This is a genomic window from Gammaproteobacteria bacterium, assembly GCA_034522055.1.
Classification (GTDB): Bacteria; Pseudomonadota; Gammaproteobacteria; order JAABTG01; family JAABTG01; genus JAABTG01.
The window spans coordinates 495,296-509,860 of record JAXHLS010000006.1; the positions used below are offsets into that span (position 1 = coordinate 495,296).

General features: G+C 64.1%; 9 protein-coding genes. All 9 read left to right on the top strand.

Going from position 1 to position 14,565, the window contains the following annotated elements; translation table 11 throughout:
• Positions 1–8: 8 nt before the first annotated feature.
• Complete coding sequence (locus U5S82_21080; protein ID MDZ7754061.1) at positions 9–404, top strand: GPW/gp25 family protein; 396 nt, start codon at positions 9–11, stop codon at positions 402–404.
• Between the two features lie 4 nt (positions 405–408).
• Complete coding sequence (locus U5S82_21085) at positions 409–2,643, top strand: putative baseplate assembly protein (GenBank protein ID MDZ7754062.1); 2,235 nt, start codon at positions 409–411, stop codon at positions 2,641–2,643.
• Entirely contained in the window at positions 2,643–5,183 is a 2,541-nt protein-coding gene (locus tag U5S82_21090) for a phage tail protein (protein ID MDZ7754063.1), read from the top strand. Before U5S82_21085 ends, U5S82_21090 begins: the two co-directional genes overlap by 1 nt.
• Positions 5,180–5,521, top strand: coding sequence for a hypothetical protein (locus tag U5S82_21095; GenBank protein MDZ7754064.1), 342 nt, complete (start codon positions 5,180–5,182; stop codon positions 5,519–5,521). The genes U5S82_21090 and U5S82_21095 overlap by 4 nt, the downstream gene beginning before the upstream one ends.
• Positions 5,522–5,538: 17 nt before the next feature.
• On the top strand, positions 5,539–5,799 hold the full coding sequence (locus U5S82_21100) for a hypothetical protein (protein ID MDZ7754065.1): 261 nt from the start codon (positions 5,539–5,541) through the stop codon (positions 5,797–5,799).
• A 14-nt stretch (positions 5,800–5,813) separates the two neighbouring features.
• A complete protein-coding gene (locus U5S82_21105; protein ID MDZ7754066.1) occupies positions 5,814–6,686 on the top strand; it encodes a hypothetical protein in 873 nt (290 codons plus the stop codon).
• A gap of 29 nt (positions 6,687–6,715) precedes the next feature.
• The gene (locus U5S82_21110; protein MDZ7754067.1) at positions 6,716–8,659 is read left to right on the top strand and encodes a hypothetical protein; all 1,944 of its coding nucleotides are present in this window, start codon (positions 6,716–6,718) and stop codon (positions 8,657–8,659) included.
• Between the two features lie 7 nt (positions 8,660–8,666).
• Positions 8,667–12,896 (top strand): hypothetical protein, encoded by a 4,230-nt coding sequence (locus U5S82_21115; GenBank protein ID MDZ7754068.1) that lies wholly within the window; start codon positions 8,667–8,669, stop codon positions 12,894–12,896.
• Positions 12,897–12,959: 63 nt separating this feature from the next.
• Positions 12,960–14,561 (top strand): hypothetical protein, encoded by a 1,602-nt coding sequence (locus U5S82_21120; GenBank protein MDZ7754069.1) that lies wholly within the window; start codon positions 12,960–12,962, stop codon positions 14,559–14,561.
• Positions 14,562–14,565: the final 4 nt, after the last annotated feature.

A 14,565-nucleotide genomic window follows, 5' to 3' on the forward strand; every position in this document is an offset into this window, starting at 1 on the left:
AGCACCCCATGACAAGTAACAGCGAAGTCATCCCCTTCAACTGGCCGTTACTCGGCGTCCCCGATGCGCGGGGCCGCCTGCGCTATCCGGGCCTGGCGGAGAGTGTGCGCCAGTCCATAAAAATAATCCTGCAGACTCGCCCCGGCGAGCGTCTCATGCGGCCCACCTTCGGCGGCGGACTGGAGCGCTATCTACACGAGCCCAACACGCTCACCACGCGGCGCCAGATCCGTGACCTGATCAATGAGTCACTGGCGCGCTGGGAGCCGCGCATCCTGTTGGACCGGGTGGACGTGTGGGAGGTGGAGGAGCGGCCGGACACGGTGCGAGTGGAGATCGTCTACCGCCTGCGCCTCACCAATCAAGCGCAACAGTTGGGCATCACACTGGAGTTGGAAGGATAGGGCTATGCCAATCACACCGCCCCGTTTGGATGATCGCCGCTACGATGATTTGGTTGAGGAACTGTTGGCCCGGGTCCCGGCCCATACACCCGAGTGGACGCCGCAGCAGATGGGTGATCCGGGCCGCACCCTGCTGGAGCTGTTCGCCTGGCTGGCCGACGCGGTGTTGTATCGCGCCAACCTGGTACCCGAGCGGCAGCGCCTGGCCTTTCTGCAACTACTGGGTATGCCTATGCAGCCGGCGCACGCCGCGCACGGCGTGGTGTCGATTGCCTTGGACGAAAAGAATCCCATCACCTCGGTCACCCTGGCCAGGGAGGCGCGCCTCATCGGCCCGGTAAATTTTGAAACGCTTTCCGAAGTCACCGTGCTGCCTGTGACAGGTGAGTGTTATTACAAACGCGCCCTCAGTGGCGATGAGAAGGATGAGCTTTCGGAGGTGATCGAAGGGCTGCGCCAGTTCCATCAGATAGAGGGCAATGTGGACGCCTATGTGACCACACCCGCCTTCGTCGATGGTATGTTAGACAAGGCGGGCCTGGACGTGGTTCAGGACACCGCTGACCGCAGTCTGTGGGTCGCGCTACTGGCCAGTCGTCCTGAGGACGTGGCGGCGGTGAAGTCGGCCCTGGCCGGTGGCGGCGACAGTGCTGAAATTCTGAACATGGGCATCGCCCCGGCTATCGAACTGCCCGCCAGTTTCGACGAAATACGCCGCATCGGTGCCCTGGAACACAGCTGGTGGATAAGCACCTCCGACCTGGTGGACGACGCGCCGGTCTACAGCAACCTGCGCCGCATCGAAGACAGCACCCGCGATTTCACCCGCCGCGGTATCGAGAAACTGGTCTTCCCCGGTGGTATAGAGGACTTCGGTGTGCTGGAAGGTGACGCGCGCAAGGAGGCCAATGCGGGGGTCGGTGATCGCCCGCCGCGTATCGACGATCCGGATCGCCTGGCACGTCTGGTGGCGTGGCTGCGGCTGCGCCCGGCGGACAAGCTGGAGACCATGCGCCTGAGCTGGGCCGGTATCAATGCGGTGGAGATCGACCAGCGCCAGAGCGTGCAAGACCGGGTCATCGGCCAAAGCGACGGCAGTGCGGATCAGCTGTTTAGGCTCCAGGCCAGCTCGGTGGATGCGACGGGTTTTGAGTTGCAAGTGGAGGAGAGCGGCCGCGGCTATGTGCAGTGGCAGGCGGTGAGTGATCTGGCCCTGAGCGGTCGCGATGACGGCGTCTTCGTGCTCGACAGCGAGGCGGGAACGGTAAAATTCGGCAATGGCATATACGGCCGCATCCCCGAGGCCGGGCGGCGCATCCGCGTGGCCCGGATGCGCGCCGGCGGCGGTGCGGCTGGCAACCTGGCGGCGGGTACCCTGCAGGAGATCGAGGCCCGAGGCGTGGACGGCGCCGCCATCGCCCGCAAACTGAAGGTCATTCAAGGCATCAACACCGGCGGCGGCAGCGCGGCCGAGACCCTGGACCAGGCCGAGCGACGTATCCCGGCGCGGCTGCGCCATCGCAATCGGGCCGTCACCGAGGATGATTATCGTTCCCTGGTGGCCGAAACCCCCGGCGCCAACATCGGCCGGGTGGAGGTATTGCCGCGCTTCATGCCGCGGCAACGGCGTTTCAACGTGCCCGGCGTGGTCTCGGTGATGGTGCTGCCGCGCAAGCAGATGCAGGAGCCGCCCAATCCGCGCCCGGACCAACCCCTGATCCAGAAGGTGCACGACTACCTGTCGGTGCGTCGGCCGCTGGCCACGGAGTTGTATGTGATCGGCTGTGAATACATCCCCGTGGCCTTGACCGCGGGTATCACCGTCAAGGCTGGTTTCGGTCATGAGCAGATCAGCCACGACGTGCGTCAGGCCCTGCAGCACCATCTCTGGAGTCTGTCGCCGTATGGTCCCCAGAGTGAGGGCTGGCCCCTGGGCCGCAGTGTGCGCGACCGCGAACTGGAGGTGGTGGTGGCGCGGGTCCAGGGCGTGGCTACGGTCAACGGTGTCAACCTGTTCCGGCGTCAGAACAAACAGTGGCAACAGGTGCAACGCGTGCAGCAGTGCGAAGCCATCGAGATCGGCCTCGCGCAGTGGCAGTTGCCCGAATTGCTGGCCGTTGCCGTGAGCACCGACGGTGTCACACCGGAAGAGGTGGTCGGCGCCACTGCCGGTGGTGGTGCCGGCACGGCCGGCGAAGGCGGTGGTGTGGCCTTACCCGTCGTCCCCGAAGTCTGCTGATGGACGCCAACGGTCTCAAATTCTGGTTATTGGCCGACGAGGCCCACTGGCACCTGCCGGGGGAGCCGCCGGCGTTGGAGTATGACGCCCAGCGCCGTAGCCTGCGGCTGGCGCGGCAGCGCCGTGAGCAGACTCTGGCCGAGGATCGGGAGGCCTCCGAAACACGCCTGGAGACGGTGCCCCAAGCGCGCGACGAGCACGGCAACCGGGCCTGGTGGGATGCCGAATGGCAGCGCATCCTGGCCGTAGGCGTAAATGACACACCGCGGATCATCTACAGCTTTACTGAAGAAGTGACACTCACCGATATGGCCCTGGCCGACGACGGTGTGCTCTATATGGCGGTGGACGGCACCGTGATCATGCACGACCGACGTCAACGTTGGCGCGATGCGGTGGTGAGCGCGGACGACTTCAGCGCCTGGCATCTCAGTCCCGTGCCGGGCGGCGGCTGCTGGGTCCTGGATCGGGATGATGGCAAGCTGGCACGCCTGACCGGCTATCCCATCTCCGACCGCGCCCACAAACCCTATACCCCCGAGACGGTACGCCCCTGTCATGAGAATGCCGACCCGCCGCGCCTGATGGTGCTGGATAAGGTGGCGTGGCCCGCGACAGAGGCGCCGGTGGCCCTGGCCTGCAGTCTTCATGGCAAACTGGTCGTGCTGAGCTGGGTAAGCGATAGCGAGGCGGTGTTGCGCCAACTTACGGAAGCCTTCGAACTCAGTTCACCCATGACGCTGCTGGGCACGCACACGCCGTACAGTCTGGCCTGGATCGCCAGGGGTCGGGTCGCGGTGCTGGTGGGCGGCGAGACCACGGATGAAACCCCGCCCCGGGCCAGGAGCGAGGCGCGGGTGTACAGGGTCGATGCCGATGTGTCGGCACAGTTTCCCTCCGGTGACCTGTACCCCCTGAAGCGCGACTACGACTTCGGTCCCTTTATCCACGGCCTGGACTATCCGCCCCATTATCCGGCCTTCACCACCAGTCATCCGCTGCATCGTCTGTCGTTTCCGTTCTTCACCCGGCAGGGTGAGGCCTATAACACGGGCCTGCACATGCAGCTGGACAGCACCGGGGTGGATTCGGTATGGCATCGTCTCTACATCGAGGCCTCCATCCCGACGGCTTGTGGCGTGCGTATCTGGCTGGCGGCCAGCAACGAGGTGAAGGACCATATCCGCGACACGGAATTGCAATGGTTCGAACACCGCTTCGGCGAACGCTATCAACAGGGTGCGCCCAGTGATGTCCCTGTGGGCAGCTGGATGCCGCAGGCCTCCGAACTCCCCCACCACCCCGGTCTGCTGCCGTGTGACAGTGAAGCCGGGCGCAAGGGGCTGTTCACGGCGTTGATTCAGCGCGCCGGCCTGCAAGTGCGCAACCTGCGCGGCCGTTATCTCTACGTCAAGGTGGAACTCTGCGGCCCGGGCAACGCCACGCCCGAACTGTTCGCCGCGCGTGCCTACGCCAGTCGTTTCTCCTATGTTGAACACTACCTGCCCAGGCTCTATCGCGAACAGACTTTCGCCCCGGAGGCCGACGAGACCGGCACGGCCACGCCGGCGGATTTTCTCGAACGCTATCTCAATAACATCGAAGGTCTGTTCACTATGATCGAGGACAGGGTCGCCTACAGCGACCTGGTGACGCGGCCGCAGACCGTGCCGTCGGAGGCACTGGAGTGGTTGTCCGACTGGATCGGTTTTCAGTTTGAGGCAGCCTGGTCCGAGGCGCAGCGGCGGCGTTTTCTGGAAAACGCCGCTGAGCTGTATCGCTGGCACGGCACCCTGCGCGGCTTGAACCTGGCTCTGGAGATCGCCACGGCCGGCGGCGTCAACGGCGGCGAGATCGTAGTGTTGGAGGATTACCGGCTGCGCCGTACCTTCGCCACCATCATCGGTGCCGATCTGGATGACGATCGGGACCCCCTCACCCTGGGCGGCATCGAGACCGGCAATTCATTCGTGGGCGACACCCTGTTCATCGGCGATGAGCAGCGGCGTGAGTTTCTGGCGCTGTTTTGTGCCGATCTGGAAGTGAGTGGGGCGGAGCAGTCTGCCATCGATACCTTCTTCGATCGGCTCGCCTTTCGCGTCACCATTCTTGTTCATCAGAATGTCGCCCCGCAGGACCTGGGCATGATCCAGCGCATGGCCGAGCGCGAGGTGCCGGCCCATGTGCAGTTTCGCATCCTCACCACCAGCGCGCCCCTGCTGGCGGGGATTACGTCATTGGTGGGCGTGGACACCTATCTCAGCTCAAGGCCCGAGCCCGGCCCGGCGCGCATCAACCGCAGCCATGTGGGCCATGGCGATTACGTCATGGGGCCGGCCACCCTCGATTCACGTCTTGAAGGTATCGGTGCCGGCGTGCCGCAGCAACGACCCATCGCCCGTGCCGAGGACGTGACGGCCGCCTTCGGCGATGATTTCACCCTGGACGGCTCCGACTCGGAGGCGCCCCCGGGCCGCAGCCTGGTTGGCTACCGCTGGTCTTTTTTAGACCGTGATAACAACGGAGGAGACAACACATGACCACCAAGACTCTGGAAGACATCAGAGCCAATGACATCGAGACCACCGACGCCACGCTCACCATCACCATGCCCAATGAAAAACTCAAGGTGGGCAGCCATAGTTTTCAACTAGAGGTGAAGGATGACTCGGGCAATGTCTCGGCCCCGGCCAGAGTGATGCTGGTGGTCCTGGACACCCAGGCGCCCACGGCGGTGCTGACCGTCCACGACGAAGAGGGTCGGCCGCTGGAAAACAACGCCATCGGCTTCGGGCGGACATTCATGCTCAATGGCAAGAAGTCGGTGGACGTGGGGGGTGGCAGCATCGTCAGCTATACCTGGTCCCTGGTTGATTAAGGGATTTTATTCCGGATATGGCCGACTTCAGGCGCCAAAAGCAGTTCGAGACGCGCGAGCCGCAGCTCAAGGTGGAGGGCGGCCTGCCGGCGGGCACCTATGTCTTTCAGCTGGAAGTAGAGGATGACAGCGGCAATCGCAGTCGTGCCGCCCGGGTGCGGGTAAGGATTCTGGATCCGCGCAACCCGGTGACGCCCATTGATCCTGGTGACCTGCGCATCGAACGCCCGGTGATCGACCGCGATTCCATCGTCATCCGCCGGCCGGACGATTTATAGCAAGGAGAGAGAAAATGGCAAAAGGCGAAGATTCATTGCCCCTACCGGAAGGCCCGGACCGGGTTCACTACGCCACCGGCGTGTTGCTGGGGGCGGAGGACTTCCGGGCCGAGCAGGACTATCACCGCAGCCGCCTGGCGCGCGCGCTGGCCTATGCCATGGGCCACGGCACCTTGGCCGGGCTTGAGGTGGTGCACCAACCGGAAAAGCCGGCCGATCCCATTAATCCCGCCCGCTCGGAACGCCTGTTTCTGGAACCCGGCCTGGCCATCGACCGGCTCGGGCGCATGATCGAGGTGGTCAAGCCGCGTTGCCTGAAACTGGCCGAGTGGTACCAGGCCCAGTCGCCGCAACTGCTGCGTCAAGCTTGGCACGACAGCGGTAATCTCTGGCCCGGTTCGACCGCCGGCATCGCGGCCGACCTGTTCATTCGCTTCGTTGTGTGCGAGCGCGGCAAGACACCGGCCTTCGCCAGTGATGCCTTCGACAGTTTCGATAGCGTCACCGCCGCGCGCCTGCGTGACGGTTTTGAAGTAAACTTGATCCTGCGTCAGGAGACCGATCCGGCCCTGCCCCAAACTCAGTGGCCCGATTTCGGCGACGACGCCGCTACCCTGCGCGAGGCCATCTTCGAGGGTTGGCGCGCGGGCAGTGCCTACAGCAGCCTGCAAGGGTTGGATCCACTGCCCGAGCACGTACCGGGACAGGACACCAGTTCGTTGTTTCTGGCGCGTGTGCTGCTGCCGGCGGATCAGGCGCCGGCGGGACAGCGGCCTGAACGTCGTACCGCCGAGGATGTGGTGGTACGTAATGAGTGGCGGCCGTTCGTGGTGACCGCGAATGCCTTGGCGCGCTGGCTCGATATTCAAGTGACGGCAAGCGTTTGATTAGCCCGAATCATTCAGGGAGACCCGCAATGAACAAACTCACCACCGGCCCGGCACGCGAAAAGATCGACCTGGCCGAGTTGCAGAAATCGCAACGACAGGGCACCGTCATCACGGATGATCGGCGCCGCCGCCCCCTGTGGTTCGACGGCCGGTTTCTCGATGCCCAGGCCCTGAATGCGGAGCAGAACTATTTTCTGGCGCGCCAGAGCGATTACGGCCGTGCGGCCGGCTTCGGTGTCATCAGCGGCCTCGGGGTACGCGCCCACAGCGAAAAGGCGGGCACGGTGCTCATCGATGCCGGCCACGGTCTGACCCCATCGGGCAGTCAGGTGGTGTTGCCGCAACCGCTCACGGTCGACCTGGCCAGTGTAGCCGAGGGCCAGCGTCTGGATGCCAGCTTCGGCCTCGCCGCCATCCCCAAGGCCTCGCCCTTCAACCGCAGTGGGCTGTATATCGTCGCCCTGCGCACGGTGGAGTACACCGGCAATTCCACCGCCGCCTATCCCACCCATGTGGATGCGCCGCGCACGGTGCACGACGGCTCGGTGATCGAGGCCACGGCGGTGAGCTTGATTCCGTATCCCGATCCGGGCGCAGCCACCGAGCTGCAGCAGCGCCGCAGTCATGTGGCGCGCGAGATCTTTTTCGAGGAGAGCCTGAAAGGTCAGCCCGAGGACGTGCTGCCCCTGGCCATGCTGGCGCTGGACCACGGCATCATCCGCTGGCTGGACATGTTCATGGTGCGGCGTGAGATCGCACAGCGCGAGCGCAATGTCTGGGGCCTGGGTATCTCGCCACGGCCGCTGCGAGCTTCTCATCTGCGCCAGTACAGCATCCAGCTCAACGCGTTGCAGGCACAACTGGGCAGCGCGGCACGCCTCGTCGCCAGCGAACACTTCAGTGTGCTGCCGCCGGCCGGGCCCATGCCCGCCAGCGGTGTCAACGGTGCGGATTTCAGCCACAGCTTCTTCCCCGCCGAGATGGATGTGGAACTCTCCATCGTGCCGGACGATGAATTGCCGGCGCTGCTGGAGGATTCCATGCTGTTGCCGCCGCTGGATCTGGAACTGAGCGGCGAGGCCCAGGAGTCCACCTCGGTGCTGGTGGTGATGCCGGTGCCGCGGCATCGGTTCCGCGCTCTGAGTCAAAACCTCCCTACCCTGAGCCGCGAACTGCCGGCGGCTCAGCCCGGCATGATCGCGCGGCGCAAACCGATCACGGCCCTGAATCAGTTGCTGTCGCGGCGCATGCCGGCGATGCCGGAGCCGGCTCAGCAGAGCGCCGATAGCTTGTGGCGCAGCGAGTTGAGCCAGCAGGACCAGCTCTGGTATCTGCGCCGCCGTAACCTGCATTACAAGGCCGAGGTCACCTCCTGGTCGGTGGAGATCCGTAGCGCCGAACGGGAGTCTGACGAGCGGGTCACCGAGCGCATCAACAGTCTGAATCTCAAGACCCGTTACCATGCCCTGCTGTCGCGCAGCACCACCACGGCGGTGGCGGAGCTGACCTCGTTTCTGGGCTCACCGATGATGCTGGGCGGCTCCGATGCCACGGTACGGGCGGCAGTGAACGAACTGGAAAAGGCGGAAGCGGTGGACAGCCGCGAGGTGATGAAGGTAGCCGAACGTTTCAGCGAACCGGGTTTCGGGGAAGGTCTGGCGCGACTCGAAGGCGTCAGTGAAAGCTTCAGCGGCAACACCCGGGTGATGGAGAACCTGGCCAAGTCGGGCAAGCTGCCCGAACTGGACCGGCTCAGCCGCAGCCTGCCGGAGGCCGAGTTCAAGGCTCTGGCCGAGGAGCTGGCCGCGGCCGGCGGCGGCGCTGACGTCGCGGCGGTTGAAAAGGTCACCAGAATAGTAGAGGAGAAGGCCGGAGCCGCCGGGCTGCGCCGCGGGCCGGTGGTCAGCCAGCCGATCTCTACGCAGCCGCGTATCGGCGGCAACATCAGCGGCGGTATAACCAGGAGGTGAGGGACATATGAAGGTCTTTCCCATCGATGATCCGGTCCGCGGCGAACAGCTGCTGGCGGTCGAGCCCGCCATCGAGCGCTACCCCGATGCCGACTGGCGCCAGCGGCTGGAATACTTCACCGGCCGCGCCCTGACCCACACCGCCCTGCGCCTGGAGCAGCAAAGCCGCGCCGGGCATCTGGCCACGCTGGGTCAGGCGGTTTCTCCCGGCGTGGTGACGGGACTGGAAGCCGATGCGGCTCAGGGCGGTGACGGCGTGGTGATCGAGATCGCCGCCGGCATGGGCATCGCCGCCAGCGGCGAGATGGTCCATATCAATCGCAATCGGCAGCTGATGCTGGAGGATATCCGCGTCTATGCCCCGGCCTCCCTACTGGCAGGCGAGGGTGACGAGGGCGCCTATCGGCTGGGGGATACCCTGGGCGAATTGCGCGCCGCGGGCGTGGCCCTGCCGCAGGCCATGGTGCTGCTGTTGCAGCCGGTGGCGGTGGAGCACTTCGGTCAGCCGGATTCGAGTGATCCTTGCGACTACGATCCCACCGACGAGGCTTTCGAGAACTGGCAGTGGCTGGATGGTTGTCGCCTGGTGTTGTATACGTGGGATGTGCGACTCGGGCCCTTGCCGGTAGTCGGATACTGGCGCCGCAATCGCATCGCCTATGCCATATTCGAGTATGAGCGGACCTTAAGCGAGGGCGAATACCTGCCCTGGCTTTCCGTCGGCGTGCCCATCGCTCTGATCGGTCTGGATAATGCCCTGGCGTTTGAATTTATGGATCGCAATGCCGTGGTTCGTCGCGGCGGCGAGGCCAGGGGCGACGACCTGCCCATCACGCCGGGGGGCAATCGCTTTTTGTGGCAGGCGCGCTTCGAGCAGTTCAACGAGCAACTGGTGGGCTGGCTGATGAATACCCCCGGCCTGGCGCCTGCGGATATAGAGGCCGGCGCCGAGTTTCGTTATCTGCCGCCGGCGGGGGTGCTGCCCAAGGAGGCGGTCGCCTCGCGCCAACAGTTGCAGCACTTCTTTCCGCCCGCCTATGCCGTGCGCGCCCTGGCCATCCCCTATGAGCAACTGGACCTGGCCATGGAGGAGAGCGCCAGTCTGCTGCCCTATGATCTCAACACCCCCGATCATGTCGAGGTGCTGGTGCCCGTTCCGCAGCGGCACTACGATCCCAAGTTGCTGGTGGTGGAGGTGATCGATCCCATCTTCGAACAGACTATTGCCCGTTACACCACCCTGCGGAATCATTGGCTGGGACGACGCCTGGTGGTGCGCAACAAGGCCTCGACCCTGTTTCAGGCCATCAAGGGCAGGCCCTTGCTTTATCCCACCGACGACCCCATGGCCATCGATTCCCTGGAGCAGGCCGCCGAATTCGAACAACAACTCGTCAAAAGCGGCGACAGTTGTCGCTATTTCAAGGGTCAGACCGCGCCCCCCAGCAACTGGTTCCAGAATGGCTTCGACGATGCCGATTGGGCCCCGGGGATAACCCGCATCGGTTATGGCACCCCCGGTCTGGGTACTGCCCTGGCAGACATGCCGGGCACTTACGTGACCGTGTTTTTCCGTCACCAATTTAGGTTGGACTCCATCGAAGAGGCGCATCGTTACACCCTCAGCGTCACCACCAGCGGCGGATTCTACGCCTGGCTGAACGGCCGCGCCCTCAGTTCGGCCAATGTGACGCGGCCTTTGCATAACGCCCCGGCGACACAATCCCAAGAGCTGCAAGAGCGCCTCTATGAATTGGGTGAGTTGAAGGGACGTCTGCTCACCGGTGAAAACGTGCTCGCCATCCAGGCCCACAACAGCAGCCTGCAGGAAGAAGCGTTCAGCATCGGTGTCGAGCTGCTGGACACCGAGGACCGTTTCGGCACGCGGGAGGTGATTCCCGGCAAGCTCCAACCGCCCTTCGGTCACGAGCAATACCAGGTCGAGACGCTGGCGGAACTGCGTGGTTACCTCGATACCACCACGCCTCTTTCCGATGGGGAGGTGGCTCAGCTGGACGAGATCGGCCTCGAGGCCTACATCGACCTTCTGCAGCAGAAGATCAATAAGGCCGACGATCGCGTCGAGTTCGGTTTCCTGCGCCTGCGTGCCGACATGTATCGTGTGCGCCAGTCCATGCTGGGCAATGAGGTGGGGACCAAGCTGGCCACTTCGCCGGCGCTGGCCGAGATCGCCAAGGGTGAGTCGGCGGTGGCGACGAAGATTGAGCTGTCGCAATTTTATCAGCGTATCAAACAGGCGCCCGGAACCGATGGCGGCGATGGCGGTGGCGGTGGGACCGATGTCCCGGTCACGCCCGTGCCCACCGGCGGCGGGGAGGCCACGAGCGCCGGCGTGCGTCATATTGACGTGGCCAGCGGGAATGCCCTCGTTTCCGGAGAGTTGAGTGGCGCCGATGGCTTTGGCGGCGCGTCAATGGAGAACGCCGTGCTGCGAGACATGGCACTGCGCAACCGCAACATCGGCATCGCCGGTGTGGAAGGCGTGGAACTGAAGGCGGCCAACCTGTTCCGGGCCGAGAGCAGCAGCGCTGCACTGTTTAATGTTGCCACCGCCCGCGAGGTGGGCGAACAGAACCCCATCGTCGGCATGGTGCAGAACTTCAACCACGCCACCGTGGGCGAGCGGTTGGAGGAATCCAACGCCAATGTATCCTACATGGCCGGGGTGGCGGTTAAAGGGGAGTTGCTGGGTGAACTGCTGGACACCGACATCAATATCGACGATCTGAGCGTGCCCGGGGTGACGTCTGATGGCGAGCCGGTCTCCTTCGCCGCCATGCGTGCCGACAACTCCATCCTGGACGGGGTTATAAGGGGCAACTATGACCCGGTAGGCCGTGACGACGAGGCGGGTTATTTCGATGCCGGCATCAAGGCGCTGGAAAACGTGGTCGGGGTGTTGCGCCTGATCGAAGGGCGGGTTCAGGCTTATCGCCGCGCCATCGCTCGCTGCAAGGATACTTTGGCCGAGATCCGGGGCGAATTGAACAAGGCCGACCGACGTCTCAAGACCATCGCTGACGAACTGGCCGAGGCGCGTCACGATGTCTCGGTGGCGCGTGCCTTGAAGTTCGAGGAGCAGGCGCGAATCGACGCGCTGAACGCGAAGCGCGACAAGCTGCTGGCCACCCAGGTGCCGTTCCTGCTGTTCCGCCGGCCACGCACGCTTGATGCGCGCCTGGATGCACCCCTGCACTACCTCAATCCGGACCTTTCCCATCAGCCCCTGCCCCTATGCGATCTGTCGGAAGTGGAGACGCCCGGGGCGGTGGCCGCGATGCTGGAGGTGGTGCGTGACGCGCCCATGAAATGGTTTGTGGCGGTCAACTGGATCCTGCCGCAACTGAGCCACCTGGCCGACCTCCATGTGACCCTGGCCAATGCGAAGCAGCGTGCCACATCCAGTATCAGCATCCATCCGTTCATGAAAACGAATTTCCAGGTGCCGGACAGGCTGCTCCAGGGCCTGGGCGCCGCGTTGACCCAGTCGCAGCAACGGGTCCGGATAGAACGCAAGAAGACGGCGCAGCTGGATCTGGCCGCCTTCCAGCGTTTCGGCTGGCAGGAATCCATCAAGCGCGTGCCCGAGGTGGTATCGCTGGGCGATCTCATCGACGGTAGTCACGGTCGTATGGGGGCGAGCCAGCGTGCCGCTCAGGAGATGGAGACGATCTCGAAGGTGGTCACCTGTCTGTATGTCAGGTTCTCGGAAATACCGGCCGGGATCCGCCTCGACTGGGCCGAACGCCTGAGCCAGTTCGACCGCCCGGTGAGTCTGCGCAATCTCTACAGCCTGCCGCGCTTCTTCGAGCTGGATTTCAGCGACCGCCACGACATGCAACGCCTGGTGGATTGGCTCTATGGCCGCGTGTTCAGCAGATACAGCGAGGCCCAGCACATGATCAGTGACCTGATCCGCATCGCCCTGCTGTCCGCCAGTCATGCCCCGGTGAACCAGCTGATCGCCGGTTATATCCCGGCGCCCATCGTGGTGCGGCCGGGGAGCTTGGTCACGGTGGTCGCCGACCTGACGCGGGTCAGGGTGGGTATGGCGGTCTCCATGGTGTCCGGCGGCGCCACCCTGGTGCGCGGCAGGGTGGCGGACATCGCCGGGGGGCAGGTGAGCGCGGAGGTGCATACGGTGCTGGGGGAGAGCGCGCAATTCGAGTCCGGGGCGCGGGTGCAGATAGGCGAGCGTCTTGGCATGACGTTTTAGCGCCGTGTTCTGAGATGCCGGCAAGCCCATTTGCTTTTTAATAGATCGGGGTAGGAGGGCGTCATGCGCCAGCCGGAACGCCGGGTCCGCAAGCTCACCCTCAGGGGTGGGGGGCATGTCCAACTGCTGCAGGCGCGCTATGTCGTGGAAGAGGCGCTGCGCACCGCCAGCCTGCCCGGCGTGCCGCTCCACGCGGACGTGTTGGTGCGGCATCTGGACCTGGGAACCCTGCACCCGAATCTGCCGTTTACTGTGTTGGCTCATAAAATCACCGCCTTGTTGCGTCACCTGGCCGCCGCTGCGGTCTGTGTGGACGAACAGTCCAGTCCTGACGCCGAGGTGGTCTGGTTCAGCGATCCCGTGCAAGTCTATGTGACCCTGTTGACGCGCTTGCTGGATGGAAAGGCCGTCAACGAATGGTATTGGCGCAGTTTGTTTCCCGGTCAGGACCTTTCCTTGCAGCCGGCGACGATCGAATGGCTGTTACTGGCGTCGCGTCAGACAGCGTTACAGGAATTGGCGCCCGCACATGTCCTCCAAGCCGTTGTGGAGGCGCGATCCTGGCCACGCCTGCTCGCCTTCATCACTCCCACGTTGGCGCGACGCATGTTACATGGGGCAGGCCTGTCGCCGGTGGCGGCGGTTAAGCATAACGGGGCGCGTGCCTATGGCCCGAAAGCCATCCAGCCAGCCCCGTTGAATGCAGACTGGCGCGAGGCCCTGAGGCTGGCGGTCGAGACATGGGGTGACGCGGATGTGCGCAGCCAGTGGCTGGCCTGGCACGCATTGGTGTTGCATCGGCCGGCGTGGCTGGAATGCCGGGATTGTCTGCAGCGGCTGGATTTAGTCCGCTGGATGGCGGACGCATCTGATGGTCGGCGCCCGGTTCAGGGAGATGATCCCGCGCCTCATTCCGCTTTAGGAAAAGCCCAGAATACAACGGCGGCTGCGGATTATCAGCGCAGCAATATCCTTCGCTCAGCGCCGCCGGATCCCGGTGCTTCGGCGGCGGCCGTGCAGGATCCGCCGTCCTCACCCGCCACCGGGCACAGGCAATACCCGGCGGGCGTCGACGCTGGGCGGGATTTAAGGCCCGATCCCGCAAGGCATCCGCAAGGCCGCGGCAAGGGAGCTGCCGCGCTCACCCGTTTCACTTCCCAGGCCGGATTCGCCTTCGTCGTCCCGCTGCTGCAACGCCTCGCCCTGGCCGAGCTGCTGCAGCAAGATCAGAGACTGATACAGCTCGATTTTGCACGCCAGCTGCTATGGTCCATGGCCAGACGTTTTGGAATCCAGAAGCACGATCCGATTTGGTCCCTGTTCGAGGACTTCGAGCCTCAATCCGATGTCGCGTTAGCGGACATTCCTATCCCGCGTCTGTGGTTACGCCTTAGCGGTAAGCACGTATCGAGCACATCACTCCATGCGCTGATCAATACCATACAGCTGACCGCAGAGGCCTATCTGCGGCGTTACTGCCAGCTGTCATTAGGCAGCCTGCTCAACCGCCCCGGCCGGGTATCGATTACCGCCACCCACTGGGACGTGCACTTCGACATTAATCAGACCGAACTGCGGCTGCGCCGTGTGGCGCTGGATACAGATCCGGGCTGGACACCGTGGCTGGGCCGGGTGCTGCAGTTTCACTACGACCATGAAGGATAGAGCC